Here is a 25,345-nt window from a genome sequence, read left to right as displayed (position 1 = left end):
GACACCGGAAGGCTATTGCATAAAGAACCGTCACACAATGATGTAATGAGTTTCTTTCTTCTATTTTCAGAACAATGAAAAGATAAGCAAGCAAAAAGCTTTATCTTCGTAACTTGATTAATAACAGATAAATGCGGAAGGACGAAACGGTGTTCGGAGGTATACTCTCTTGTCCGTTGATTCTCTAACTATCCGGAAATTTATTCGTTTCAAGAAAATCGTTTTTCCGCTATTTTAGATTGAACATCTTATCATCACACAGTATTTATGGAAAACCCCTTGCTGGCAAACTATACGACACCTTATGGAGCTTACCCGTTCGATACGTTCAAAGAAGAAGATTATATCCCGGCCTTTACGGAAGGTATAGCCGAAAAAAGGGCTTTAGTCGATAGCATTATAAACAATCCCGATACGCCTACGTTCGAAAACACACTGCTGCCCTTAGAGCGCGGCAGTGAAAAATTAGAAAAGGTGTCTAACGTTTTCTTTAACCTGCTGCACAGCAACAGCACCGACGGTTTGCAGGAAATTTCTCAGCAGATCATGCCCATGCTTACGGAACTGGGCAACTATATTTCTCTTTCCAAACCTTTGTTCGATCGTATTAAAAACGTATATGAAAGACAAGATGAGTTCGGACTGGATGAGGAAGACAGGCGAATACTGAAAGAGACCTACGATGGATTCAAGGATAGCGGCGCACTGCTGCCTGATGAAGAGAAAAAGAAACTGGAACGGCTTAGTCTGGAACAGAGCAAACTCACTCTGACTTACGGACAGAATGTACTGAGAGACGAACAGACCTATACTCTGCATCTCACTGATTCTGCCGATGTAGCCGGTATGCCTGAAACGGTGCTGGGAATGGCAAGGCACAGAGCTGAAGAAAAATCAGACGGAAAGGGCTGGCTGTTCGACCTTTCCGCACCGTCCTATTTTCCTTTTCTCCAACATAATCCTCATAGTCACTTACGCAAAAAGATGTATTTGGCCAAAATGAGCGTAGGGGCAAAGAACGACGACTATAATAATGAACAAAACGTTATCGACATTGTAAATAATCGTCTGACTTCAGCAAAAATGCTGGGGTACGAGACCTTTGCCCATTTAGCCCTCCACGACCGCATGGCCAAAGAGCCGGGAGCCGTATACCGGCTACTGGACGAATTGCTGGAAGCATATAAACCCGTAGGAGAAAAAGAGCTGGAAACCATTCGCTCTTATGCTGCGGAAAACGGACATCAGGGAGAGTTGATGGCGTGGGACTGGAGCTATTGGGCGGAACAATACCGGCAGACACATTATGAACTCGACGATGAAATGCTGCGCCCTTACTTCAAACTGGAAAATGTTATCGATGGCGTTTTCGGACTGGCAACCCGTTTATACGGTATAACGTTCAAACGAAATGAGAATATACCGGTGTATCACAAAGAAGTAAAGGTATACGAAGTTCAGGATGAAGACGACTCCTATTTGGGACTTCTATATACGGATTTCTTCCCTCGGAAAGGGAAAAAAAGCGGCGCTTGGATGAATGGCTTGCAGGATCAGTATATAGACCGAAACGGCGAGGATCATCGACCGCACATTGTGCTGGTTATGAACTTCACGCCAACGACAGCAGAAAAACCGAGTCTTTTAACACCCGGAGAAGTAGGAACCTTCCTGCATGAGTTCGGACATGCTTTGCATGGGATGCTTACCCGCTGCAAATATGCTTCTATTTCCGGCACTTCTGTTGCTCGTGATTTTGTGGAACTACCGAGTCAGTTAATGGAGAACTGGCTTACGGAACGCGAATGGCTGGACAGTTTTGCCTGCCATTATCAGACGGGGGAAAAGATACCGGCAGCTTTAATCGACAAGATGTTGGCAGCCCGACACTTTCTGGTGGGATATGCAGCCTGTCGTCAATTAAGTTTCGGTTATCTGGATATGGCTTATCACACGCGTACCGAACCCCTGCCGAAAGAAATCCGGGTAAAAACTTTTGAAGAAGAAGCATGGGCTAAAGCCCTGCTTTTACCGCCTTCGCCCGAAGGTACGATGATGAGTACGGCTTTTAACCATATTTTTTCGGGCGGATACGCCAGCGGTTACTACGGTTATAAATGGGCAGAGGTTCTGGATGCCGATGCCTTCGGCTATTTTCAGGAAAAAGGACTCTTCAGCCGGGAGGTGGCAAACCGCTTCAGGCATGAGGTCCTGAAACAGGGGGATAAACGCGAGGCTATGGAGCTGTACGAGGCCTTTCGCGGCAGGAAACCGACCATCGAAGCCTTACTTAAACGTGATGGATTAACCGATTGATTTTTCAATAAAACCATAATTATGAAAAGAGTAGCATTGTTGCTTTGTTCGGTATTGAATATTATTTCCGCTTATGCACAGAAAACAGCTCCTTCCACGCCTTTCGAGGTTATGACCTACAATATCCGTTATGCCAATGACTATGACAAAGCTCCGAACCGTTGGCATGAGGACAGGAAAGAAAAGGTACTTCAGATGATAAAGATGTTCAATCCGAACATTCTGGGACTTCAGGAAGTGCTCAGTCCTCAACTGCATTTTTTGGAAAAGGGACTGAAAGTCAAACTATACGGCGTGGGGCGTGAAGATGGAAAAGAACAGGGCGAACACAGTGCCTTGGCCGCTTTCCGGGGAAATACTGTTCGCAAATGGGGTTATTTCTGGTTGAGCGAAACACCGAGCCAACCCGGTAAAGGGTGGGATGCGGCATGCGAGCGGATCGCTACATGGGCAATCGTCACTCCAACACATACAAAGCGTGAAGTTTTGGTTATGAATGTACATCTCGATCATGTGGGGAAAGAAGCTCGTCTACGGTCTGTCGACCTGTTGTTGCAGGCTATAGATTCATTGGCCAAAGGAAGACCGGCCGTGTTGATGGGAGATTTTAACGCCTCACCCGATGATCCTGTTATAAAAAAACTTACCGATACGGGCAATCCTCTTCATCTGAAAGACAGTCGCACACTCTCCCCCGTCGTGTTAGGTCCTCGATGGAGTTACCAGGAGTTCGGCTCTTTGCCGGAAGATAAACGGGTGCTTATCGACTACATTTTCGTGCGCGGTGAAATAGACGTACTCTATTATGCCGTATTGGATATAACCACCGGGCAAGGTAATTTTCCTTCCGACCACTGCCCCGTAGTCGTTTCTCTACGTCTTAAATAAGTGTAGCAAAAAAAACTATCTTTGTATAGATAGCTCGTTTTGAACGAGTTCGCATATACAAACACATGGATAAACCAACAAAAAGATATGATGCAGGCAGGTGATATAGCCCCCGATTTATTGGGGAAAGACCAAAACGATAAGGAAATACGCAGATCCGATTTTCCCGGGAAATCCATTGCCCTTTATTTCTATCCGAAAGACAATACTTCGGGCTGTACGGCAGAGGCTTGCAGTCTTCGAGACGGTATTGCCGATCTGAAGAAAGCCGGCTATGAGGTTATCGGCGTAAGCAAAGATTCGGCAAAAAGCCACAGAGGATTTATCGAAAAATACGAACTGCCCTTCACATTGATCGCAGATACGGAAAAGGAGTTGCATGAGCTGTTCAGCGTATGGGTGGAGAAAAGTATGTACGGCCGCAAATATATGGGTACGGAGCGCTCTACATTCCTGATCGATCCGGAGGGCAGGATTACTGCCGTCCTAAAAGGAAAAGAGGTAAAAACCAAAGATCACGCCAATCAACTGCTGACTCTAATCGAAAAAAACAATCAGATATAATTACACTTTCATACCCCTTTTTATGGCGGAAGAATTAGAACACAAAACAGACATGCGCGTGCAGCCCGATGAGCAAAAACTCAAGGCATTGCACATGGCTATGGAGAAAATCGAGAAGAACTTCGGTAAGGGTTCTATCATGAATATGGGTAAAGCTTATGTAGAAGATGTAAGCGTTATTCACAGCGGTTCGATCGGCTTAGACCTTGCTCTCGGTGTGGGCGGATACCCCCGGGGACGCATTGTGGAAATCTTCGGCCCCGAATCGTCCGGAAAAACCACGCTGGCTATCCATGCGATAGCCGAAGCGCAAAAACAGGGCGGACTGGCGGCAATCATCGATGCCGAACATGCTTTCGACCGCAGTTATGCAGAATTGCTGGGCGTCGATGTGGACAACCTCTGGATTTCTCAACCCGACAACGGAGAACAGGCTTTAGAGATTGCCGAGCAATTGATCCGCTCCTCGGCCGTGGATATCGTAGTTATAGACTCGGTAGCCGCACTGACTCCGAAAGCCGAGATCGAAGGCGATATGGGCGACAATAAGGTCGGTCTGCATGCACGCCTGATGTCTCAGGCATTGCGCAAGATAACGGGTGCGGTAAACAAGTCGAATACCTGCTGCATCTTCATTAACCAATTGCGGGAAAAAATCGGAGTAATGTTCGGAAATCCCGAAACCACGACAGGGGGTAACGCCTTGAAATTTTATGCTTCAGTACGACTGGATATCCGTAAGAGCAGCCCGATTAAAGACGGCGAAGATGTTTTAGGACACCTGACCAAGGTCAAAGTGGTTAAAAACAAAGTAGCTCCGCCTTTTAGAAAAGCGGAGTTCGACATCATTTTCGGTGAAGGTATCAGTCGTTCGGGCGAGATCATCGACTTGGGTGTAGACTACGAAGTCATCAAGAAAAGCGGCTCATGGTTCAGTTATGGCGAAACGAAACTCGGGCAAGGGCGCGAGGCTGCCAAACAGACGATACTCGACAATCCGGAACTGGCAGAGGAACTTACAGCAAAAATTCATGAAGCCATAGAGGCAAAAAACAAGAAGGCATGATTGTGCCTGTACATAGAGGGTGCCCCGCAGCAATGTAAGGCACCCTTTTTTCTATATATCAACATTCTACTGCGATACAGACATGTCTAAGAAGGTCATTATTATTTCTGCACCCAGCGGCACGGGTAAAAGCACCGTCATCAATAAATTAATACGCGAAGCGCCTCATCTGCGTCTGTCATTCTCTATCTCCGCCACAAGCCGTGCTCCCCGTGGCAAGGAAAAACATGGATGCGAATACTATTTTCTCTCTGAAAAAGAGTTCAGGGAACGTATAGCCCGCAACGAGTTTTTGGAGTATGAAGAAGTTTATCCGGGACGCTTCTACGGCACACTGAAAAACGAGGTAGACCGTATCGACTCGGAAGGCAATGTAGCAATTTTCGATGTCGATGTGGTGGGCGGATTAAACATCAAGCGTTTTTATGACAAAGACGCTTTGGCCATTTTCATTATGCCTCCTTCGATGCAAGCGCTTCGACAAAGACTGGTGAGCAGAAATACCGACAGCCCGGAGGTGATAAAAGAGCGGTTGGATAAGGCCGAACAGGAAATGGCCATGGCGGGAGATTTCGATTGCAGGATTGTCAACGACGATTTGGAAGAGTGTTTTTCTCAAGTACGCAGAGTTATCGAATTCTTTTTGAAAAGTCGTTAGGCTCATATAGTATGGTTCTGAAGAAAATTTACGATATTTGCCGTATGATAATATAATTATTTATTATCGTAAGACTTTTGCCATAAAACTATAGAACTATGATAAAGAGTGCAATGCAGCAGTATCGTGCCACCTATAGCCCGAAACTGCCGAAAGCTCTCCGCGGAGCCGTGAAGGCCGTATCCGGAGCGCAAACAAAGAGTATAGGTTGTGAAGAAGATATTCGCCTGCTGTTTCCGAATACATTCGGTATGCCCGAGTTGACTTTTGAAACAGGTGAAGAAAATGCAAAAAAAGAGGCAAAACCCATCAATGCAGGCGTTATTCTTTCAGGAGGACAAGCTCCGGGTGGACATAATGTAATAGCCGGAATCTTCGACGGCATCAAGAAAATCCACCCCGATAGCCATTTGTATGGTTTTCTGATGGGGCCGGACGGATTGATCAATCACCAGTATAAAGAATTGACGGCTGATATTATCGACGACTACCGCAATACGGGAGGATTCGACATGATCGGCTCGGGCCGTACAAAACTGGAAACGAAAGAACAGTTCGATCTGGGTCTGGAAATTATTCAAAAGCTGAATATCGATGTCCTCGTAATTATCGGTGGAGACGATTCGAATACCAACGCCGCCATTTTGGCCGAATATTATAAATCCATTAACGCTCCCGTTCAGGTAATCGGCTGTCCGAAAACGATCGATGGAGATTTGAAAAATGCACACATCGAAACTTCTTTCGGTTTCGATACGGCAACGAAAGTTTACAGCGAAGTTATCGGCAACACTTTGCGAGACTGCGATTCGGCAAAAAAATACTGGCACTTCATTAAATTGATGGGACGTTCGGCTTCCCACATCGCTCTTGAATGTGCTTTGCAAACTCACCCCAATGTTACCATTATCAGCGAAGAAGTAGAGCAAAATAATATCACGCTGAAAGAGATTGTGGACTATATAGCCAAGATTGTGGCTAAACGTGCTCAAAACGGAGAAAACTTCGGTACGGTGCTCATCCCCGAAGGTCTGATCGAATTCCTCCCCTCCATAAAGAAACTGATAGCCGAGCTTAATGACTATCTGGTCGATCATGAAGAGGAATATCGCCGTGTGCCGGAGGAAGAAAAACATGATTATATGACCTCCAAGCTATCTGCCGAAAATGCGGAAGTTTATGCCAGTTTGCCGGACAGCGTGGCACGCCAGCTGGCTCTCGACCGCGATTCGCACGGCAACGTACAGGTATCTCTCATCGAAACCGAAAAACTTCTGGTTTATCTTGTGGGCAAACGTTTGGAAGAAATGCGTAAAGCCGGTAAATATAACGGTAAATTTTCCACCATTACCCACTTCTTCGGTTACGAGGGACGTTGTTCGATGCCCTCTAATTTCGATGCCAACTATTGTTATGCACTGGGGCGTACGGCTGCCTGTCTGGCCGAGTCCGGAGTTACGGGCTATATGTCTACGGTGCGCAACACCACGGCCAAGCCCGAAGAGTGGATTGCCGGCGGCGTACCCATCGTAATGATGATGGACATGGAACGTCGCCATGGCAGCATGAAACCCGTTATCCGCAAGGCACTGGTGGATCTGGAAGGCGCTCCTTACCGTTATTTCAGCGAGCATCGCAAAGAGTGGGCTCTGAAAACGCACTATCGTTATCCGGGTCCCATACAGTTCTTCGGCCCCGATGAACTGTGCGACAAACCTTCGATTACTTTAAGTTTGGAACATCCGCATAAAAACTCGGATATCGAAACATTCTGATAAAAACCCACATCCATAATAAAGCGCCTCACAGACAGACATCCGTGAGGCGCTTTTATTATTATCGACAGGTCTTTAAGAAAAAGCAAATTGTCGATTATAGACGTACAGGTACCGGCTCGCCCAAATGCTCCAGCCCGATACTGATATAAGGTCTTTTGAAATCTTCGGGCTTCAAACATTTTTTATTCCATAAAAGCAGATCGACATCGATCTCTACAACTCCCGGCGTACGCTTTTCGCGGGACTTGCGTCCCAACAAATATTCTATTTCTTTCAACCGTTTTTGCAACATACCGATGCTCATCGGAGTAAAACCGACAGCGATAATATCCGTGAAAAAGTTTTTACTGTCCGGGCAATCGATCGGTTCCGTTTCCATGGCCGGGCTATAACGTATCTCCGGTATCAGTCTTTTAATAAGCATACAGGCCTTCGGCAGACGACTTTGAGGATCTTCGTTGCTGCCCAACGAAATAATAACACGGTTAATCATGCCTATCGATGTCCTTCTTTTGTTTCTTGATGGACTCTTCATGGATAATATTCCAAAGCTCATCGACATATTCCGTGCGGAGGTGATGATTAACAGCCCATTCTCTGCGCGTTTTCAGTGTTTCTTCAAACCGTTCGGTTTGAACGACGGGCATTCCATACTGAGCTTTGATATTTCCGATTTGCCTGCTTATACGTTGTCGCTCAGCCAACAGTTCGATAAGCTGTTCGTCTATCCGGTCTATCTCCATACGGGCATTCGTAAGCATACTTTTTTTGTCGGAAGGGTTGGCATCCGGCCGGTGCAGATGCCGTAAGATGTGTCCCAAATCTTTCGGGCGAATCTGTTGTCTGCTGTCGCTCAATGCCTCGTGCGGGTTGCAGTGACTTTCCACAATAAGCCCATCGAAGTGCATATCCAAAGCCAGTTGGCAGACCGATGCCACCAGTTCGCTTCGCCCTGTGATATGACTCGGATCGACCAGAATATCCATGTCCGGATACAGTCTTTTCAACTCCAAAGGTATTTGCCAGTGCGGAGGGTTGCGGTAGCTCGTAACACCGTATGTACTGAACCCCCTGTGAATAGCCTTGATATGGTCGATACCGGCCTCGCGAAAACGCATAATAGCCCCCACCCATAAATTCAGATCGGGATTGATGGGGTTTTTGACCATAACGGTAATATCGGACTTTGCGCGCAAAGCTCTTGCAATGGCATCGATGGCAAAAGGACTCGACGTAGTACGTGCTCCCACCCAAAGGGTATCGAAATCGGCCTCGAGCGCTTGGCGAACATGCTCCGGAGTGGCCACTTCGGTGGTCACGTTCATACCCAGCTCTCTCTTTACGCGCTGCAACCATGGGATACCTTTGCCCCCCACTCCTTCGAAACCGCCGGGACGGGTACGCGGTTTCCAAAGACTGGCTCTAAAGTTTCTGATACCCAGGGTATAAAGCTCTTCGGCTGTTTGCATCACCTGCCGTTCGCTTTCGGCACTGCAAGGGCCGGCAATGACAAGGAGCGGATGGGAATTATTATTGCGCATAAGGCTGATTACCGGCAGAGTGTGCGTTCAACGTTTCTTGATATTTTTCCTCCAAATCTATGATAAGCCTCAGAAGATCACGGTAAAGACGAGAGTGATACTCATGGTTTTCTTTGTTCAACAAATCGCTATGCCACGAAAGCACAAGTTCGCCGTTTACCTCCGCCACCTTTTTCACCAACCCCTGTGCATACCCCAGAGCCTCTTCATAAGTCATACGCATACCGTCATGGTCGCTGAGAGAGCGGTCTGAAATGGTAAGCGGATGAATAAGCAAGTCCGTTAACTTGCCTAACGACGGATTGATAAAATATACCGGTCTGGCGGTACCCAACCTGAACCCCGGAACATCGAAGTACCCCATGGAAAAATCATGACGGATACCACTTTCATACAAAGCAATAAAATCTTCGGGCTCGCGTGCTGCCAAATATTCGAAGCGGCCGTACTGCGTCCAAACGCCGAACTGAGTTTTCAACTGTTTGCGGGCTTTAGATATCAATTCAGGGTGCAGGCAGCACTCTTTATTGCAGGAAAGCCCCACGACGACCCTGTACCTCAAGATGGCTTTCCTAAGGAAGCGGTTCGTATAGTGCGTCAACCGGTGTATGCGTTTATTTTCATTGCTATGCCCCGGGGTAAGCATGAAAAAAATCGTTTTTACGGATCCTTTGGCAAAATGTTTCCCCACCGATCTGTCCCACTCCAAGAACTTTGTACTGCTGGTCTCATTCTCGTGATACCTTAAATTCGCTCTTGCTGCCCAACGTTTGAAGAGCAGGAACATACGGTATTTGAAGTGCTCGAAATATTCCGTTCTCCTGTTTTGACAAAAAGGGGAAAAAATATTGTGCGTAAGATAAATCCGGGAAAAAACGTGAGGTGCGGTTTCTTCTTCCAACGGCACGCCCAATTGCCTCAACATCCGCCTCAATTCTCGCCCGTATTCGTCGATAACGGGGCGGTGTATAAAATTACCCTTGAACGGGATGGATTCTTTACCGGGGAAACGTCCGTGAGAATCACGGATTTTACGCTTGTACATCTCTTCGTAACGGCTAATCAGAAAGTAAGCCCCGGCGATCAGATCGGCCTGAATGATAACCGGATATTTTCCTTGCCCTTCCACCGGATAAATATCCGCAGGCTTGTCATGATCGTCGCCCTCCCCGAATAAAATCGGAATGCCGTGCCATTTCTTCAGAGGCAGCATGGGAAACGATGCTTCGGTACCGTAGTTGCCGATCTTGAAGAATCCGGACGGCTTGATGACAATTCTGTATTGCAGCATCTCCTGCGGGTTATCGGTATAGCCTATCAGCCGTGTAGCCGATAAACCGTTTTCATCCGACACGTTCAAGTTCGTTACAAAACGAATCAGATAGCGTATGGTAGAATTGTCGATCATTTCTAAAGCCTGCATCTTTGATTCTTAGGGCAAAGATAACGTTTCCTGCACATTTACCACGAGAAGACCTCAATCTATTCTCCTGTCCTCTCCATAATAAAACCGGGTAAACTCACCGTTACAGAAATAAAGAGAGCAAATTATATTCTTTACGCAACCTCTTGAGAGCACGGGAAAGGAGCGTTTTAAGGGTGTTTATCGAAATATTCAGCTCTCCGGCTGCCTCCTTGTACTTTTTATTCTCAAGGATAACCGCAGTAACGACGAGACGTTCCTGAGGCGTCAGTTTCTCTAATTTCCCGGGCAAAAGGCGGAAATGCTCTTCTTTCTGCTCCTCCTCTTCGCCTTTCTCGATATCTTCCATGAAATGTTGCATATCGATACCGCAAAGTGTTTCCATGGAAAGTAAATTATGTTTTTGCAACGCTGCAATCGAGGCATTACGAACAGAAGTGTAAAGATAACGACGCAGATTGTGCTTAATCTGCCGGTAAGATTTTTTCTCCCAAAAGTAGACAAAAAAGTCCTGTACGATATCCTCGGCCATCTCGAAAGAGTCTGTAAACCTTACAACAAAAAGGCAGAGTTTCAGATGGTAGGTATCGAACAGCAAACGAAAAGCCTCTTTCGGAGCTGTTTGAAACAGTTCCAAAATATATTGGTCTTTTTCCTCAGAGGCAGAATCTGCTTTTTTCATATACCTAAACCGGACTACTATCGTTTTGAGGGAAAACAAAGCCGATATTCCTTTTCTTTGAAACAGTTTTCAGGTCAAATTGTTACAGCTAAGCTAAAAAGAAAAATGGCTACAAAATATCTTTTCCCGACATAAATAAAAGGCAAGGAGTAAATAGTAACGCCCAAATCCGAGAGTGCATCCCTAAAGATCCGGACGGTAAAGTTTTCTAAACCGGCTTCTCAGCATGAAGCCCAAAATGGTCAAACTGATAGGGAAAGCGCTCCAGATAGCAGCAAGTCGAGCTCCGGTATCTTCTATCCCCAGCAAAAAACCGAAAATATAAGAAACGGCCGGAGCTATAACAACGTGTACCAATACGGCTGCCTTCGCCAAAAAGCGAACATCCTCCAAACCTCTGAGTGCATTGGCATAAATGATTTGCATAACATCGCCGAACTGATAAATAAGCACGGGCAATAAAGCCAGAGCAACCATAGCGCAAACTTCGGTATCATTCGTAAATAGATAACCGATATAATGACGGGAACAGATGATGATAAGCACCACAAGCGCTGCAACGTAAGCACTCAATTTCAAGCCCGAACGAATGACAGCCCTAATGGCCATAAAATTATTTTCTGCCTTGAAATTACTGACCATGATCGTCGTTGCAGCTCCAAATCCGTAATAAACCATGAAGCCGAGCGTCGTTACCACCGAAATAATCTGATGCGCAGCCAAAGCTTTGCTTCCCAACCAACCGACATAAACCACAGCAATGGAAAAAGAGGCAGCCTCTACTCCCAATTGAATGCCTATGGGCAAACCCAAACGAATCAGCGCCATCCGGTAGTGTTTCTTTCTTCGGGAAAAATATCCGATTCTTTCCTCTTTTCGTTTTTTGCTTTTCAGGAAAACAGCCCACAGCACAACGAGCGTAAAAACTCTGGCAAAAAGAGAGGAGACGCCGGCACCGAAAAGCCCCCATTCGGGAAAGCAGCCGGGACCATAAATCAACAGCCAGTTACCTGCGATATTGAGCACATTCGACGAAAGAAGCACCCACATGCTCAACGCCGTATTCCCCACTCCGTCGAAAAACTGTTTGAACGCTCCGAAAACGATTGCGATAAACAACGATATGGTTTGAAGAACGAAGTATGGCTTGATGAGAGGGAGCAATTCCTCGGGGGCTCCGAAAAGCTCCAACGACATATACATCAACATCATCACGGCCACCAGCATTACCCCCACCAGACTGTTTACTCCAATACTGTCTTTCAGCAACCGGCCGGCTTTTTTCTTATGCCCGAGTACATAAGCTTTTGCCACCATTGGGGTTAGCCCGTATGAAAATCCGAGCCCGAAAATAAATGTAATCCCCAGCAAATTATTGACAAAAGAAGCGGCCGCCAGCTCTTCAGTGCCATAATGGCCTACCATCATATTGTCTGCAAAGGCCACGAAAATATAGCCGATCTGCCCTAAAATAATGGGCAAACCGAGTTTAATCAGTTGTTTGTCTATCGAATGGCCGGTAAAATTCATAAAAACGGGGCACAAATGCTGAGCTTAAGCAGTAAGGCACCCCAAGAACAATCAGACAGTAAAAAGATTTAAGGAATAATCGACATCGATTTGATGATTACGGGCTTCACGGGCTGGTCTTTCCCGTCCGTTTCGCATTTTTCGATTTTCATAACCGTATCCATCCCGTCTATCACGCGGCCGAATACGGTATAACTGCCATCGAGGCTGGGAGTTCCGCCTTGAAGTTTATAAGCTTCTTTCTGAGCATCCGTAAAAGTTTTTCCATAATCCATGGACATTTTCTGCAAATCGTATTCCGTATAATACCTGCCGGTAACGATATAAAACTGACTGCCGCTGGAAGCCTTGGACGGATTGGTATCGTCGGATTCTCTGGCAGCACACAAAGCTCCGCGTTCGTGAAAATATTTTTCGGGCATAAATTCGGCAGGAACAGTGCGTGTCAAAGTGTCCTGATGCATATCCATCCCCTTACGGGCATTTTTGGTCATCAAATTACCGCCCTGAATCACAAAACCGGGCACGATGCGGTGAAAGTGCACACCGTTGTATGCACCGCTGCGAACCAGCATAAGGAAATTGTCGCGATGCAAGGGTGTTTCATTAAATAATTCCAACGTGATTTTTCCTTTATTGGTAACAACCAGCACTTTCGTGTTAGCGGTTTTCGTACCGGTAGATTGAGCCTCCAGAGTAAACAGGTTCATGATGCCGAGTATCACCACCGCCAAGGTCAGAGTCTTATAAATGTGTTTCATACAGAACTGCTATTATAATGTGTCAAAGTTAGCATAAAAGTACCATAATCTTACGAAACACTACTCCGTTACAGCCAGCGTAAAGATACGGATAGACTGCACGCCGCAGGCTTCCAATAAAATACCCGCAGCCGTGAGGGTGGAACCCGTCGTTAAAATATCATCGACCAAAAGGATGCGTTTTCCTTTCAGCGTCTCCGGTTTTCTAACCGAAAAGGCTTTACTTACATTTTCTTCCCGTTCCATGGCTGTGACTGCGGTTTGGCTGTGGCTGAATGCCTTTCTGCAAAGAGCATCGGGCAAAAACGGTATCCCCGTTTCACGGCTTACGGCCTGTGCCAGTACATCGGTTTGACTATACCCTCGCTTCATCTTTCTTACGGGATCTATGGGGATTGCAACGATACAGTCATAACCGTCCCTGCTCCACTGAAACGTGCGGACCCCCATACGCCCCAGCATGCTGCCCAAAGATTTATTGCCGTTATATTTGAAGTCGTGAATGACCTTTCTAATCAGCCCCGCTTTTTGATAAAGAAAAAGACTGTCCAAACCGGAAAGGAGGTAAATAGCATCCAAACGATCGCGCGCCTGTACCGTAGCCTCGCAATAACGTGCCATCCGGATCATACAGAAAGGACAAACACCGTTTTCCGCAGAAGACAGCCTGACCGAACAGCACGGGCAATAACGAGGATATAAGAAATCCAGGACTGCTGTCATACAGGGATGAGACCATTTCAAAAACTTCATGGTTCAGGAAGGAGTAAAAAACAATTCGATTTGCGATACAAATATGACACTCTTTATGATAGCATTAAATCCATCTGCAACATTTTTATGCTCGGCCGTTTTTTCGGCATCGTTTGAGGGCAGAAAATTCTCTGCCTGATGGATAAAAATTCTTCAGGCAAAGAAAAAAAATCCAAGTTAACTTCGTTGAAAATCCATTGCGCTAAGAATTTTGAACGTCAGACAATGAGTTTTATTTACGCCCTACAGGACTCTATTCTCTGTTGTCTTTCAGGAGTTCTCGAGCAACCTTATCGACCAATTCGTAGCTGTAACCGCGATACAGGCCGTAACGCATCAGTTTAGGATAAGCCGAGCCAAAAGAAAAATCTTTCAGACTTCTGTACTTCTTCATTAAAAGCTCTTCAACGGCACTCTGCATATCGAACTGTTCGGTCAGAAGCTCCAAAGCCCGCACAATATCCGCTTCGGCAATATGCCGGGCTTTCAGCTCTAAACGGATACGCTCCTTTCCCCAACCGTTGAACCGGTGTTTGTCACGAGCAAAAGCCTCTGAAAAACGGGATTCATCGATAAAACCCTCCTTCTTCAAACCTTCAATAATCTGCACAGTCTGCTCATGAGTGGCCCCATGACGTTTAAGCAGATTGCTCACCTGCATACTGCAGTGTTCGGCTCTCATACAATAAACTTCGGCCTTATCTCTCAATCGGTCGAATGTCAGACTTTTTTTCTCCTTATTCATGATACGGAACGGTTAATTTGAGCATTCTGACTTTTCCACTGAGGTCTCTTCTCTCCGTACACGCAGTACCGGCAGGCAATACTCGCAACATGGCCTGGGAAGTCTCCTGCCATAACAAAGGGTTAATTTCTACATATATCTCCACTCCCCGGGAGCAGATACCCCGGCCATACAAGGATGCTATGCCGGAATAAAAAACAGTGGGGTCTTCTGCCGGCACAAACAGGGCGCCGTGCGGCTCGTAATCCAGTACGCCGGGAGTCATGGCAACAGCTTCACCGGGTTTGATATAAGGGGGATTGCTGACAACAATATCGATGGCAGGCATCTTACGGGCAAAAGAAGAGACATCGAATAAATCTCCTGTAATAAGATTTAACCGCGAAGAAATATCTTTTTGGCAACCAAAAAAATTTTCCCGTGCCACAGCTGCTGCCTTATCCGACACTTCTAAGGCGAAAACCTGTGCATGCGGCAATTCGGAAGCCAAAGCCAGTGCGATGCAACCGCTACCCGTTCCGACATCCAAGATATTCAATGCCTCCGAAGCATGATGCTCCTGCAATACCCAGCCGACAAGTTCCTCGGTCTCGGGTCTCGGAATAAGCACACCCGGAGCAACGAGAATCCGGTGATGCCGGAAAAACGTATAACCCAAAACATATTGCAACGGTATCTTTTCTGCGAGCTTATGCAGCCAACGAATCCACTGCTCTTCCTGTTCCGCAGACAAAAGCGTATTTTTGTCCATTAATAACATTGCCGTACGCGTACACGAAAAGAGCTCTTCCAGAAGTATGGAGCCGATGGCTTTTAATTCGGAAGAATCGTATAGATTTTGACAGCTCTGTTCGAGTAATTTGCGTGCCCGGTCAATCGTTAACATCGTCAGCAAATGTAATAAATTATAAATGACTACAGACGAACACTACATGCGCCGTTGCCTGGAGTTGGCCCGGATGGCAGAAGGACAGACCTCGCCCAACCCGCTGGTGGGGGCCGTAATCGTATGTGACGGCCGTATCATCGGCGAAGGGTATCATCACAAAGCCGGATGGCCTCATGCCGAGGTGGAAGCTGTCCGAAGCGTGCACGACAAGGAATTGTTAAAACGAAGTACGATATACGTGAGTCTGGAACCCTGCTCTCACTACGGGAAAACGCCACCGTGTGCAGAACTTATCATCCGAAAGGAAATTCCACGTGTGGTGATGGCTATGCGCGATCCCTTCCCCGAAGTATCGGGGCAAGGCGAAAAGATGCTGCGAGAAGCGGGCGTAGAAGTCGTTTGCGGTATTTTGGAAGCCGAAGCAAGGGAATTAAACCGTTTCTTTCTGACAGCAGTGGAAAAAAAGCGTCCGTATATCACACTCAAATGGGCACGAAGTGCAGATGGTTTCATGGATAAAAAACGAAACTCTTCGTCTATCCCTCCCATATGCTTTAGCAGCCCTGTCCGTATGCGCGAAGTACACCGTATGCGCATGACGCACGACGCCATTTTGGTCGGTTATCGAACAGCCCTGCTGGATAATCCGAAGTTAAACAATCGCTATTGGCCGGGAGGAAAAACGCCCCTTCGCATCGTTCTCGACAGAAACAAAGCACTGCCGAATAATCTCCATCTGTTCGACGGCAGCATAGCTACTCTTCGCATAATCGACAGCACAATCAATAAAATCGATCCGATTCCGGGAGTAGAATACTGGCAAACAGATTTCTCACAACCCTTTCTGCCGGCTTTGCTAAAAAAATTGCATGAAATGAATATCCGAAGTTTGATGGTGGAAGGTGGAGCCGAAACATTGGCATTATTCATAAAATCGAACCTCTACGACCGAATCGATGAGGAAGTTAGCCCCATATATCTAAATGAAGGTATATATGCTCCTGTTTATTAGATAAAAACATGTTTTTTCAGGAAAATAGTATATAAATGGACTTTCAAACCGGAAAAGATGTTTAATAACATATTAAATTCTTTGGAGAGTAATAAAATATATGGCACATTTGTATCCAGAAAACAAAACAATCTTTTTCCACTTGAACTGATACCATTTAAGAACCACGAAAAAGGATGCCGGGCGGCGTCCTTTTTTTCTTTGGGTAATTCGAACAAACGAGCCTTTTAATATTCTAAATGTATACCCATAAAATAAATAAAAGAGCCTGAATAATTCAGGCTCTTTTATTTTAGTCCAAAGCTATTTACGAAAATCCCTTAAATGATTCTATTACTCCTCTACTTCAAAATCTTCTTTCGTAACGCCGCATAACGGGCACACCCAATCATCGGGTATATCTTCAAATGCCGTGCCCGGTGCAATACCGCTATCGGGATCTCCTACTGCCGGATCATACACATAACCGCAAACTGTGCAAACATACTTTTTCATAATGCAATAATAGTTGTTTATTAATATTCGTTTTTCTAAGTGCTAAACAAATATAATATATATAATGTAGCTAAAATCTATATGATAATAGAAAAAATCTATAAAAACAGATCTTGCTCATGAGAGCCTAAATCCTGAACTGTAATCTCAACTTTATTTTTCATGCTTTCGAGAATAGAGCTCCGGTCATTTTTAAGATTGATGAAAACGGGCTCGCCTTCACCCTGAATTTGTTTCAGATTTAAAATATACTGATTGTTTCTGATCACACCGTATCGTCCGTATGTTTTATTCTCTTCGGGTTTTCCATAGGAAAAATGGTTGATAAAGATAACGTAGTAATTCTCCGAACGATAATAGAATTTCAATCCATGGAGATCGAGGCCTTTATCCAATTTCTGAAAATCAACACCATTCTCTTTTTTTATTAAATCTACGGTCTTACTTAACGAAGGATATTTTTCGGCAAAATTCTTTTCCAAAATCATTTTCTTGAATTGTTCTTCACCATAACAACAGCCTTCAAATTTGAACCACCCCTCACTCTCCTTCAAATCAAGGGACTCCGGAATATATTGAATTTTCAATATGACGTTAGGAGTGACGCAGCGGAAAACGGCATCAGAGTTTACTGCCGTCTCCTTGGCATAAACACGGTGATCGGAATATAACTTTATAAAATCCTGTTTATCAGGCAAAATATCTGTCCAAGGAGCTTTGGCTCCGTTCTCAATGGAAGAGATGGGTATATCCGAATTCGAGCTCATTTTGTCATATCCCGGAGAATAGGCATAACGGTCTGCTGTTTTGCTCCCGTCATTCGCAACCTCTTGCTTTCCACTCTTCAACAAAGCCATCCGGCGCATCAAAAAGATGCTTTGACTGAGCGTATTGATCACATAGTGACCTTTTCCTCTGATTTTACCGTTCTGTACCGTGGGGACACCGGCAACCAAAACACGGGCGAGAACCGGAGCCAGTACGACTTTAACCGGCTCGACTGCATCCTCACTCTCTTCTTTATAGAAATTAGATTTTGAAACAGACAGCAAACCTTGATCATTAGACATCGTGATGGTTTCGACCTGATTTTCACTGTTTTTGTTCATGAACTCCTTTGTCAAACCTTTTATTTCCGTTTCAACCGCCTGCAAAGGAGCATCCTTTTGCACCAATGAGTATACGGATGAAATCGGATTGGCTATGACAAGCAGTTTATAATCATCAGGTTTCAGTCTTAACGTAACATTGGAATCGACAAGGTCTTTTGCCGAACAGGCATAACGATATACAACTTTTTCGGGATTATCGGCATAGAAAACAAACAGCAGTTTTTCAATCTTTTTCATGGGATCGGCTTCCTCCGAATTCCTTAAAACAGAAGGAGCATTTCGTATCTCAATATTGATATAATGGCCGGACGGAGAATCGTCAATATTCCCTTTCTCAGGAATGGAGGCAAAACGATCTGCCTTATTACAGGAAGAGATCGCAATTAGAAATAAAGCGAATACAAAAAGTAGATGTTTTTTCATTTTTGAATGATATTTAAAGTATTAGATAACCGGCAGAAAAAAGAGACTATCCATGAACACAGATAGCCTCTCTTCGATAGTTCGAATATCAAAGTTGATCCAAAGCCTGCTTCAGATCTGCAATAATATCTTCTGCATTTTCCAGGCCCACAGACAGACGAACCAAACCTTCGGAAATATCGCTTGCAGCTCTCTCCTCGGGAGTATACGGTGAGTGTGTCATACTGGCCGGATGCTGAATAAGCGTTTCCGTGTCTCCAAGACTCACAGCCAAAGCACACAAATGGACGCTGTTCATCAGTTTGATACCGGCCTCCCTACCGCCTTTCAACTCAAAAGCAATCATCGCTCCGGGTTTATCCATCTGTTTTTTAGCCAGCTCATACTGGGGGAATGAGGGTAAGCCGGGGTACATGATTTTTTCAATAGCCGGATGTGTTTGCAAAAATTCTGCAACTTTCAGAGCATTTTCACAATGGCGATCCATACGGATATGGAGGGTCTTCATACCCCGGTTAATCAGATAAGCATCGAACGGACTCATCGAAGCACCGGTAAGGTCTTTAATACCAAGCAAACGAACCTGATCGATATATTCTTTGGTTCCTGCCACAAATCCGGCAATCACATCGCCATGGCCATTCAAATATTTGGTTGCCGAATGCACAACAATATCTGCACCGAACTCCAGAGGACGGCATAGATAAGGCGAGCAGTATGTATTATCTACCATTACTTTTACACCCTCCTGCTTATGAGCGATATCGCAAACGGCCTTAATGTCCGTTATATACATATTGGGATTAGCAGGGGTTTCAATATAAACGAGTTTCGTATTCGGTCGCATAGCTTTACGCACATTTTCCGGATCACGCGTATCGACAAACGAAACCTCTACACCATACCGGGAAAGGCCGTGATTGAGAAAGGCAAAGGTGCACCCGTACAGCGTTTTGCCGGCTACGATATGGTCTCCGGCCTGTACACACACCCAAATGGCCGATGAAATGGCTCCGATACCGCTGGCTGCACTGACACAGGCTTCGGCTCCTTCAAGATTTGCCATCTTTTTTTCTACCACCGTACAGGTGGGATTGCCCAGACGGGTATAGATATAGCCCTCTTCTTCCAAGGCAAAACGCCGACCGCCTTGCTCTGCATTTTCAAATACGAATGTAGAGGTCTGATAGATAGGTTGAGCCAACGTGCCGAACTCATTCTTTTGGGAACCGGCATGAATTGCACGTGTGGCAAAACCGCTCTTTTTCATTTGATCTTTATTCATCGTTGCTACAATATTTAGAAAATAAGCTCAGGCACATTTATAAAAATGCACCTGAGCTTATTGGTTTCACACATAAATATTCCACTTTATCTCTTGAACAGAACTCTATTTGCTATAATCAAAGAAACCGATACCGGATTTCTTTCCTAATTGTCCGGCACGCACTTTTTTACGCAACAACGGATGAGGACGATATTTAGGATCTCCGTATTCGTTAAAAAGGACTTCCATAATCGCCAGACATACATCGAGACCGATAAAGTCGCCTAACTCCAGAGGTCCCATCGGATGATTGGCACCCAGCTTCATAGCCGTATCGATTTCCTCGGCAGAAGCCACACCATCGGCAAGAGCACCCACAGCTTCGTTAATCATCGGAATGAGAATACGATTAACAACAAATCCGGGAGCTTCATCCACTTTAACGGCAACTTTGCCCAGTTTATCGCACATATTCAATACTGCGGTTTGTACCTCCGGGGCTGTTTTTTGCCCGCTGATTACCTCCACCAGCTTCATTACGGGTACAGGATTGAAGAAGTGCATACCAATCACTTTTTCGGGGCGGTTGGTAACAGCAGCAAGTTCGGTAATACTCAAAGACGAGCTGTTGGTGGCCAAAATGGCTTCAGGCTTGCACAGACCGTCGAGTTCTTGCAGAGCCTTCTTCTTCACATCCATATCTTCGGCAATGGCTTCGATTACGATATCTGCATCACGCACATCGTCAAAAGCGGTAGTTGTTTTAATATGAGCCAAAGTAGCAGCACAAACATCCGCAGATATTTTGCCTTTTTCCACCAAACGGTTCATACCTTTCTCGATCCTGGACATGGCACGCCCCAGCGATTCTTCGCTGCGACCTTTCATAATTACATCCATATCATGCTGAGCGATACATTGAACGATACCGCTTCCCATGGCACCATTTCCTATTACTGCTATTTTCATTGTATTATGTATTAAATGTGATTAGGTACGAATTAGAAATCAGGTTTACGTTTATTCAAGAAAGCATCCATACCCTCTTTCTGTTCCTCGGATGCAAAGCATAAACCGAACAAATTATTTTCATAAGCAATCGCTGTGTCGATATCGGTTTGCATACCATTGTTAACAGCTTCTTTCGCAAAACAGACTGCCACAGGAGACTGTCCGGCTATTTGACGGGCTAAAAGGAGGGTCTGCTCCATCAATTCTTCGGCAGGCACTACCCTGTTTACCAAACCGATAGTCAAAGCCTCATCGGCTTTTACAATACGGGCCGAGTAAATCAGTTCTTTCGCCATACCTTCACCGATGAGTCTGGGCATACGCTGCGTGCCCGAAAACCCCGGTATAATGCCCAAGCCCACTTCCGGTTGACCGAATTTGGCTTTCTCCGATGCAATGCGAATATCGCAGGCCATGGCCAGTTCACATCCGCCACCCAAAGCAAAGCCGTTAACTGCGGCAATCACCGGCACGGTCATCTGCTCTATGAAACGAAAGACCTCTGCACCACGACGGCCAAAGGCTTTCCCCTCTGTAGCTGTCATGGCAGACATCTCGGCTATATCCGCTCCGGCCACAAAAGAGCGACCGGCTCCGGTAATAATGAGAACACGAAGAGCCTTATCTGCCTGCAAGCCATAAAGAGCACATAACAACTCCCCCAGCAATTCGGAAGAAAGAGCGTTTAAGGCCTCCTCGCGATCAATGGTGAGGATGCCGATGCCCGGCTCCTCACGACTGATACGAATATATTTATAAGAGTTTTTCTCCACGACTTACTTGTTTGCCTGACGTGCAGCTTTGATTTTATTAGCCAGAATAGGCACGATCTTGTGCAAATCACCGACAACTCCTAAATCTGCGACCTGGAAGATAGGAGCATATTTATCCTTGTTGATGGCAATGATATAGTCGCTTTCTTCCATACCGGCCAGGTGTTGGATAGCCCCGGAAATACCTATTGCGAAATAAATATCGGGACGAACGGTTTTTCCCGTCTGGCCTACCTGACGCTCATGGCCGATCATTCCGGCGTCTACCATGGCACGGGAAGAGGAAACCTCCGCACTCATCGTTTCGGCCAAGTCTCTCAGTTTGGAGAAACCGTCCTTGGTGCCGACACCGCGCCCCCCGGATACCAATACGTGAGCTTCGGTAATATCCACAAGGTTCTTCTCCTCACGTTGTTTCTTGACCAGACGAACCCTCTTGCATTTTTGCTCATCGAATGTTACTTCGACTTTCTCTACCGTTCCTTTGCGAGCTGCATCGGATTTGATTCGGCGCATCACACCGGGACGAACGGTAGACATCTGAGGTCTGTGATCTTTACAGATAATCGTTGCCATCAGGTTACCTCCGAAAGCAGGACGAGTCATCAGCAAATTACGCTCATCATCAATTTCCAAAGCCGTACAGTCTGCCGTCAAACCGGTATTGAGACGCGAAGAAATACGCGGTCCCAAATCACGGCCGATGGTCGTAGCTCCGAGTAACACGATTTCAGGTTTATATCTATTGATAACCTGCTCCAATGCCTCTGAATAAGGGTCTGTCAGATAATCCTTCAGATAAGAATGATCCACAACCAAAACTCGATCTGCACCGGCTGCAATCAACTCTTTTTCCAAACCATCGATCTGATAGCCCAAAACTATCGCTGTAACCTGCTCATTTATACTGTCTGCCAATTCACGGGCTTTTCCGATCAATTCGAAAGCAACATTCTGAATAACACCTTCGCGTTGCTCTGCAAACACGAAGATTCCCTTAAATAATGATTTGTCCATATCAGATGATGAATTTTTCTTTGAGTTTGTTGAAAATGATCTCGGCAGCTTCTTCCGGGGTTATCTCGTCATGAAGTTTACCCATAGCTTTTGCGCCCTTTGTAAACGATTTTTTCACACTGGTAGGAGATCCCTTAAGACCAAGTTTGTCGAAGTCTACGGGGAAGCTATCGGCCGTCCATGTAGTCACTTCCTTATCAAAACAGGTCATAATACCCTCAATAGACATATAGCGAGGCTCGTAAGCAGAAGCCAGCACCGTAAGCATACACGGCATATCTACTTCCAAAATCTCATGGCCTTCTTCCGTATTCTTACGCACGGTGAAAGTTTTCATACCATCGAACTCGGCATTCTCCACATAGGTAATCTGAGGAAGATCGAGTTGTTCGGCAATTTGAGGCCCCACCTGAGCCGTATCGCCGTCAATGGCTTGACGACCGGCTAAAATAAGGTCGAAATCCAAAGCTTTAATAGCCTGAGAAATAGTATAACTGGTAGCAATGGTATCCGCACCGCCGAATCTGCGGTCGCTCACCAAAATGGCACGGTCCACACCCATTGCATAAGCCTCTCTCAAGATAGCTTCCGCCTGGGGCGGTCCCATGGTAATAACCGTTACTTCGGCTCCGAACTTGTCCTTAAAACGGAGAGCCTGCTCCAAAGCGCCCTTATCGTCCGGGTTCATGATACTGGGCACACCATCACGAATCAGGGTACCCTTTACAGGGTCCAATTTAATCTCCGTCGTATCGGGAACTTGCTTAATGCAAACAACTATTTTCATGTGATATGTCCTCCTTTTACTTTAATAAGTTAGCAGCAATAACCATGCGTTGTACTTCGCTGGTACCTTCATAAATCTCGGTAATCTTTGCATCGCGCATCATACGTTCCACCGGATATTCGCGGGTATAGCCATAACCACCATGGAATTGTACGGCTTTTGTGGTCACTTCCATGGCTGTTTCCGCACAGAACAGTTTGGCTTCTGCGGCTTCAACACTGTAAGGCATCTTCATATCTTTCAGCCAGGATGCTTTTCTAACGAGCAGAGAAGCGCAATCTATACGGGTTTGCAAATCGGCCAGCTGGAACTGCGTATTCTGGAATTTGGAAATACTACGGCCAAATTGCTTACGCTCTTTGGTATATTTCACCGTTTCGTCCATTGCTCCTCTGGCAATACCCAACGCCTGAGAAGCAATACCTACACGGCCGCCGTCCAGCGTCTTCATGGCCACTTTGAAGCCCTGCCCCAACTTACCCAAAAGATTTTCTTTCGGCACAATGCAGTTTTCCATAATCAACTCACAGGTAGCAGAACCTCTGATACCCATCTTCAACTCTTTTTTACCCACGCTGAAGCCCGGCATATCTTTCTCCACGATAAAAGCGGAAATGCCTTTGTTACCCTGGCTCTTATCAGTCATGGCAAAGATGATGTATACATGCGCATATTCTGCGTTGGTAATAAAAATCTTGTTACCGTTCAGCACCCAATGATCACCCTCTTCTACGGCAAACGTTTGCTGAGAAGAAGCATCGGTTCCGGCATTAGGTTCGGTCAAACCGAAAGCACCGATCCACTCGCCGGTAGCAAGTTTCGGTAAATATTTTTGCTTTTGTTCTTCTGTACCGAATTCAAGAATAGGAGCACAGCAAAGAGAGGTATGGGCAGAAACGACCACACCGGTAGTAGCACACACACGGCTCAGTTCTTCAACAGCCATACTGTAAATCTGGTTGGTACCTCCGGCACCACCATATTCCTTGGGGATGGGTATACCCATAATACCAATTTTACCCATCTTTTCTACTGTTTCAATCGGGAAACGTTCCTGTTCGTCGATTTCGGCAGCCAAAGGTTTTACCTCTTTTTCTGCAAACGCACGAATCATCTCCAAGAAGAGTTTCTCCTGAGGGGTTTGTGAAAAGTCCATAATTTAGATTGGATATTAAAATAAATATTAATTATTGACGCATAGGTTTTAGATCCTCAACAAAGTGCAACTCAGCTTCAGTAGCGGCGATAATATCCTCTTTACTGAAAGCCGGATTTATTTCGGTCACATAAAGTCCTTTCCCTTTACGAACCTCTATAACACACATTTCGGTGATGATCAAATCGACCTGACCTTGCGCAGTTAAAGGTAAATGACATTTTTTCAAGATTTTGGGACTTCCTTTAGCCGTGTGCTCCATTGCTAAAATAACGAGACGCGTACCGATCAGCAAATCCATGGCTCCACCCATACCGGGGGCTTTCTTTCCGGGTATAATCCAGTTAGCCAGGTCGCCATTCTCATCTACTTCCAAGGCGCCAAGCACACTGACATCAACGTGTCCTCCACGAATGATGCCGAAAGAGGTGGCACTGTCAAACGTAGCAGCACCGGGAATAGCAGAGATCGAACCTCCGCCGGCATTCACCCAGTTGGCATCTTCTTCTCCCTCTTTAGGTGCGGGTCCCATACCGATCATTCCGTTCTCGGACTGAAGTAATACTCTTACACCCTCACTCAGATAATTAGGAACCATCGTAGGCAAACCGATGCCCAAATTTACGACGTCACCATCTTTCAATTCAAAGGCCACGCGCTTGGCGATGGTCTCTCTGATTTCATTCTTGTCCATGGCA

The 25,345-nt window shown here is 45.7% G+C and carries 25 protein-coding genes; 7 read left to right on the top strand and 18 right to left on the bottom strand.

What is annotated here, in order from left to right:
* Window positions 1-267: 267 nt before the first annotated feature.
* From A3GI_RS0103465 to A3GI_RS10400, 6 genes are all read left to right on the top strand, one after another.
* Window positions 268-2,316 (top strand): M3 family metallopeptidase, encoded by a 2,049-nt coding sequence (locus A3GI_RS0103465; protein ID WP_018360083.1) that lies wholly within the window; start codon window positions 268-270, stop codon window positions 2,314-2,316.
* 21 nt (window positions 2,317-2,337) lie between these two features.
* Entirely contained in the window at window positions 2,338-3,204 is an 867-nt protein-coding gene (locus tag A3GI_RS0103460) for an endonuclease/exonuclease/phosphatase family protein (protein WP_018360082.1), read from the top strand.
* Window positions 3,205-3,291: 87 nt separating this feature from the next.
* Window positions 3,292-3,768 (top strand): thioredoxin-dependent thiol peroxidase, encoded by a 477-nt coding sequence (bcp, locus tag A3GI_RS0103455; protein WP_018360081.1) that lies wholly within the window; start codon window positions 3,292-3,294, stop codon window positions 3,766-3,768.
* Between the two features lie 22 nt (window positions 3,769-3,790).
* The gene (gene recA, locus A3GI_RS0103450; protein WP_018360080.1) at window positions 3,791-4,834 is read left to right on the top strand and encodes a recombinase RecA; all 1,044 of its coding nucleotides are present in this window, start codon (window positions 3,791-3,793) and stop codon (window positions 4,832-4,834) included.
* Window positions 4,835-4,916: 82 nt separating this feature from the next.
* The gene (gene gmk / locus A3GI_RS0103445) at window positions 4,917-5,492 is read left to right on the top strand and encodes a guanylate kinase (RefSeq protein ID WP_025079521.1); all 576 of its coding nucleotides are present in this window, start codon (window positions 4,917-4,919) and stop codon (window positions 5,490-5,492) included.
* A gap of 98 nt (window positions 5,493-5,590) precedes the next feature.
* Entirely contained in the window at window positions 5,591-7,267 is a 1,677-nt protein-coding gene (locus tag A3GI_RS10400) for a diphosphate--fructose-6-phosphate 1-phosphotransferase (RefSeq protein WP_025079520.1), read from the top strand.
* 97 nt (window positions 7,268-7,364) lie between these two features.
* Here the strand turns inward: A3GI_RS10400 and A3GI_RS0103435 are convergent, their stop codons facing one another.
* The 9 genes from A3GI_RS0103435 to A3GI_RS0103395 all read right to left on the bottom strand — a co-directional run bounded on the left by A3GI_RS0103435 (window position 7,365) and on the right by A3GI_RS0103395 (window position 15,591).
* Complete coding sequence (locus A3GI_RS0103435) at window positions 7,365-7,763, bottom strand: 2-amino-4-hydroxy-6-hydroxymethyldihydropteridine diphosphokinase (protein WP_018360077.1); 399 nt, start codon at window positions 7,761-7,763, stop codon at window positions 7,365-7,367.
* Complete coding sequence (locus A3GI_RS0103430) at window positions 7,756-8,811, bottom strand: bifunctional 3-deoxy-7-phosphoheptulonate synthase/chorismate mutase type II (protein ID WP_018360076.1); 1,056 nt, start codon at window positions 8,809-8,811, stop codon at window positions 7,756-7,758. The genes A3GI_RS0103435 and A3GI_RS0103430 overlap by 8 nt, the downstream gene beginning before the upstream one ends.
* The gene (locus A3GI_RS0103425) at window positions 8,801-10,234 is read right to left on the bottom strand and encodes a DUF7033 domain-containing protein (protein WP_018360075.1); all 1,434 of its coding nucleotides are present in this window, start codon (window positions 10,232-10,234) and stop codon (window positions 8,801-8,803) included. The genes A3GI_RS0103430 and A3GI_RS0103425 overlap by 11 nt, the downstream gene beginning before the upstream one ends.
* A gap of 103 nt (window positions 10,235-10,337) precedes the next feature.
* The gene (locus tag A3GI_RS0103420) at window positions 10,338-10,916 is read right to left on the bottom strand and encodes a sigma-70 family RNA polymerase sigma factor (protein ID WP_018360074.1); all 579 of its coding nucleotides are present in this window, start codon (window positions 10,914-10,916) and stop codon (window positions 10,338-10,340) included.
* A 183-nt stretch (window positions 10,917-11,099) separates the two neighbouring features.
* Window positions 11,100-12,446, bottom strand: coding sequence for an MATE family efflux transporter (locus A3GI_RS0103415; RefSeq protein ID WP_018360073.1), 1,347 nt, complete (start codon window positions 12,444-12,446; stop codon window positions 11,100-11,102).
* 68 nt (window positions 12,447-12,514) lie between these two features.
* Entirely contained in the window at window positions 12,515-13,207 is a 693-nt protein-coding gene (locus A3GI_RS0103410) for a peptidylprolyl isomerase (RefSeq protein ID WP_018360072.1), read from the bottom strand.
* A gap of 60 nt (window positions 13,208-13,267) precedes the next feature.
* Window positions 13,268-13,930 (bottom strand): ComF family protein, encoded by a 663-nt coding sequence (locus tag A3GI_RS10395; protein WP_169333225.1) that lies wholly within the window; start codon window positions 13,928-13,930, stop codon window positions 13,268-13,270.
* A 283-nt stretch (window positions 13,931-14,213) separates the two neighbouring features.
* Entirely contained in the window at window positions 14,214-14,705 is a 492-nt protein-coding gene (locus A3GI_RS0103400) for a regulatory protein RecX (protein ID WP_018360070.1), read from the bottom strand.
* On the bottom strand, window positions 14,698-15,591 hold the full coding sequence (locus A3GI_RS0103395; protein ID WP_018360069.1) for a HemK/PrmC family methyltransferase: 894 nt from the start codon (window positions 15,589-15,591) through the stop codon (window positions 14,698-14,700). The genes A3GI_RS0103400 and A3GI_RS0103395 overlap by 8 nt, the downstream gene beginning before the upstream one ends.
* 25 nt (window positions 15,592-15,616) lie before the next feature.
* Here A3GI_RS0103395 and ribD point away from each other — a divergent pair, with 25 nt between their 5' ends.
* Entirely contained in the window at window positions 15,617-16,606 is a 990-nt protein-coding gene (gene ribD, locus A3GI_RS0103390) for a bifunctional diaminohydroxyphosphoribosylaminopyrimidine deaminase/5-amino-6-(5-phosphoribosylamino)uracil reductase RibD (RefSeq protein ID WP_018360068.1), read from the top strand.
* Window positions 16,607-16,939: 333 nt separating this feature from the next.
* On the opposite strand, the gene rd is transcribed toward ribD, so the two are convergent.
* From rd to A3GI_RS0103340, 9 genes are all read right to left on the bottom strand, one after another.
* The gene (rd, locus tag A3GI_RS0103380) at window positions 16,940-17,101 is read right to left on the bottom strand and encodes a rubredoxin (RefSeq protein WP_018360066.1); all 162 of its coding nucleotides are present in this window, start codon (window positions 17,099-17,101) and stop codon (window positions 16,940-16,942) included.
* 98 nt (window positions 17,102-17,199) lie between these two features.
* On the bottom strand, window positions 17,200-18,636 hold the full coding sequence (locus A3GI_RS0103375) for a fimbria major subunit (RefSeq protein WP_018360065.1): 1,437 nt from the start codon (window positions 18,634-18,636) through the stop codon (window positions 17,200-17,202).
* A gap of 88 nt (window positions 18,637-18,724) precedes the next feature.
* Window positions 18,725-19,921, bottom strand: a complete 1,197-nt coding sequence (gene megL / locus A3GI_RS0103370) for a methionine gamma-lyase (protein ID WP_025079518.1) — start codon at window positions 19,919-19,921, stop codon at window positions 18,725-18,727.
* 105 nt (window positions 19,922-20,026) lie between these two features.
* A complete protein-coding gene (locus A3GI_RS0103365; RefSeq protein WP_018360063.1) occupies window positions 20,027-20,872 on the bottom strand; it encodes a 3-hydroxybutyryl-CoA dehydrogenase in 846 nt (281 codons plus the stop codon).
* Window positions 20,873-20,904: 32 nt separating this feature from the next.
* Window positions 20,905-21,687, bottom strand: a complete 783-nt coding sequence (locus A3GI_RS0103360; protein ID WP_018360062.1) for an enoyl-CoA hydratase-related protein — start codon at window positions 21,685-21,687, stop codon at window positions 20,905-20,907.
* A gap of 3 nt (window positions 21,688-21,690) precedes the next feature.
* Entirely contained in the window at window positions 21,691-22,704 is a 1,014-nt protein-coding gene (locus tag A3GI_RS0103355) for an electron transfer flavoprotein subunit alpha/FixB family protein (RefSeq protein WP_018360061.1), read from the bottom strand.
* Between the two features lies 1 nt (window position 22,705).
* Window positions 22,706-23,491 (bottom strand): electron transfer flavoprotein subunit beta/FixA family protein, encoded by a 786-nt coding sequence (locus A3GI_RS0103350; protein WP_018360060.1) that lies wholly within the window; start codon window positions 23,489-23,491, stop codon window positions 22,706-22,708.
* A gap of 16 nt (window positions 23,492-23,507) precedes the next feature.
* Complete coding sequence (locus A3GI_RS0103345; protein ID WP_018360059.1) at window positions 23,508-24,647, bottom strand: acyl-CoA dehydrogenase; 1,140 nt, start codon at window positions 24,645-24,647, stop codon at window positions 23,508-23,510.
* 31 nt (window positions 24,648-24,678) lie between these two features.
* Window positions 24,679-25,341 (bottom strand): 3-oxoacid CoA-transferase subunit B, encoded by a 663-nt coding sequence (locus tag A3GI_RS0103340; protein ID WP_018360058.1) that lies wholly within the window; start codon window positions 25,339-25,341, stop codon window positions 24,679-24,681.
* Window positions 25,342-25,345 lie beyond the last annotated feature (4 nt).

It is taken from the genome of Porphyromonas macacae DSM 20710 = JCM 13914 (assembly GCF_000379945.1).
Taxonomy (GTDB): domain Bacteria; phylum Bacteroidota; class Bacteroidia; order Bacteroidales; family Porphyromonadaceae; genus Porphyromonas; species Porphyromonas macacae.
This window is presented reverse-complemented; position numbering and strand designations above follow the sequence as displayed.

What these genes read in the sequence shown, in the direction of transcription:
- A3GI_RS0103465 (WP_018360083.1), top strand. Translation starts at nt 268, where the DNA reads ATGGAAAACCCCTTGCTGGCAAACTATACGACACCTTATGGAGCTTAC.
- A3GI_RS0103460 (WP_018360082.1), top strand. Translation starts at nt 2,338, where the DNA reads ATGAAAAGAGTAGCATTGTTGCTTTGTTCGGTATTGAATATTATTTCC.
- bcp (WP_018360081.1), top strand. Translation starts at nt 3,292, where the DNA reads ATGATGCAGGCAGGTGATATAGCCCCCGATTTATTGGGGAAAGACCAA.
- recA (WP_018360080.1), top strand. Translation starts at nt 3,791, where the DNA reads ATGGCGGAAGAATTAGAACACAAAACAGACATGCGCGTGCAGCCCGAT.
- gmk (WP_025079521.1), top strand. Translation starts at nt 4,917, where the DNA reads ATGTCTAAGAAGGTCATTATTATTTCTGCACCCAGCGGCACGGGTAAA.
- A3GI_RS10400 (WP_025079520.1), top strand. Translation starts at nt 5,591, where the DNA reads ATGATAAAGAGTGCAATGCAGCAGTATCGTGCCACCTATAGCCCGAAA.
- A3GI_RS0103435 (WP_018360077.1), bottom strand. Translation starts at nt 7,763, where the DNA reads ATGATTAACCGTGTTATTATTTCGTTGGGCAGCAACGAAGATCCTCAA.
- A3GI_RS0103430 (WP_018360076.1), bottom strand. Translation starts at nt 8,811, where the DNA reads ATGCGCAATAATAATTCCCATCCGCTCCTTGTCATTGCCGGCCCTTGC.
- A3GI_RS0103425 (WP_018360075.1), bottom strand. Translation starts at nt 10,234, where the DNA reads ATGCAGGCTTTAGAAATGATCGACAATTCTACCATACGCTATCTGATT.
- A3GI_RS0103420 (WP_018360074.1), bottom strand. Translation starts at nt 10,916, where the DNA reads ATGAAAAAAGCAGATTCTGCCTCTGAGGAAAAAGACCAATATATTTTG.
- A3GI_RS0103415 (WP_018360073.1), bottom strand. Translation starts at nt 12,446, where the DNA reads ATGAATTTTACCGGCCATTCGATAGACAAACAACTGATTAAACTCGGT.
- A3GI_RS0103410 (WP_018360072.1), bottom strand. Translation starts at nt 13,207, where the DNA reads ATGAAACACATTTATAAGACTCTGACCTTGGCGGTGGTGATACTCGGC.
- A3GI_RS10395 (WP_169333225.1), bottom strand. Translation starts at nt 13,930, where the DNA reads ATGACAGCAGTCCTGGATTTCTTATATCCTCGTTATTGCCCGTGCTGT.
- A3GI_RS0103400 (WP_018360070.1), bottom strand. Translation starts at nt 14,705, where the DNA reads ATGAATAAGGAGAAAAAAAGTCTGACATTCGACCGATTGAGAGATAAG.
- A3GI_RS0103395 (WP_018360069.1), bottom strand. Translation starts at nt 15,591, where the DNA reads ATGTTAACGATTGACCGGGCACGCAAATTACTCGAACAGAGCTGTCAA.
- ribD (WP_018360068.1), top strand. Translation starts at nt 15,617, where the DNA reads ATGACTACAGACGAACACTACATGCGCCGTTGCCTGGAGTTGGCCCGG.
- rd (WP_018360066.1), bottom strand. Translation starts at nt 17,101, where the DNA reads ATGAAAAAGTATGTTTGCACAGTTTGCGGTTATGTGTATGATCCGGCA.
- A3GI_RS0103375 (WP_018360065.1), bottom strand. Translation starts at nt 18,636, where the DNA reads ATGAAAAAACATCTACTTTTTGTATTCGCTTTATTTCTAATTGCGATC.
- megL (WP_025079518.1), bottom strand. Translation starts at nt 19,921, where the DNA reads ATGAATAAAGATCAAATGAAAAAGAGCGGTTTTGCCACACGTGCAATT.
- A3GI_RS0103365 (WP_018360063.1), bottom strand. Translation starts at nt 20,872, where the DNA reads ATGAAAATAGCAGTAATAGGAAATGGTGCCATGGGAAGCGGTATCGTT.
- A3GI_RS0103355 (WP_018360061.1), bottom strand. Translation starts at nt 22,704, where the DNA reads ATGGACAAATCATTATTTAAGGGAATCTTCGTGTTTGCAGAGCAACGC.
- A3GI_RS0103350 (WP_018360060.1), bottom strand. Translation starts at nt 23,491, where the DNA reads ATGAAAATAGTTGTTTGCATTAAGCAAGTTCCCGATACGACGGAGATT.
- A3GI_RS0103345 (WP_018360059.1), bottom strand. Translation starts at nt 24,647, where the DNA reads ATGGACTTTTCACAAACCCCTCAGGAGAAACTCTTCTTGGAGATGATT.
- A3GI_RS0103340 (WP_018360058.1), bottom strand. Translation starts at nt 25,341, where the DNA reads ATGGACAAGAATGAAATCAGAGAGACCATCGCCAAGCGCGTGGCCTTT.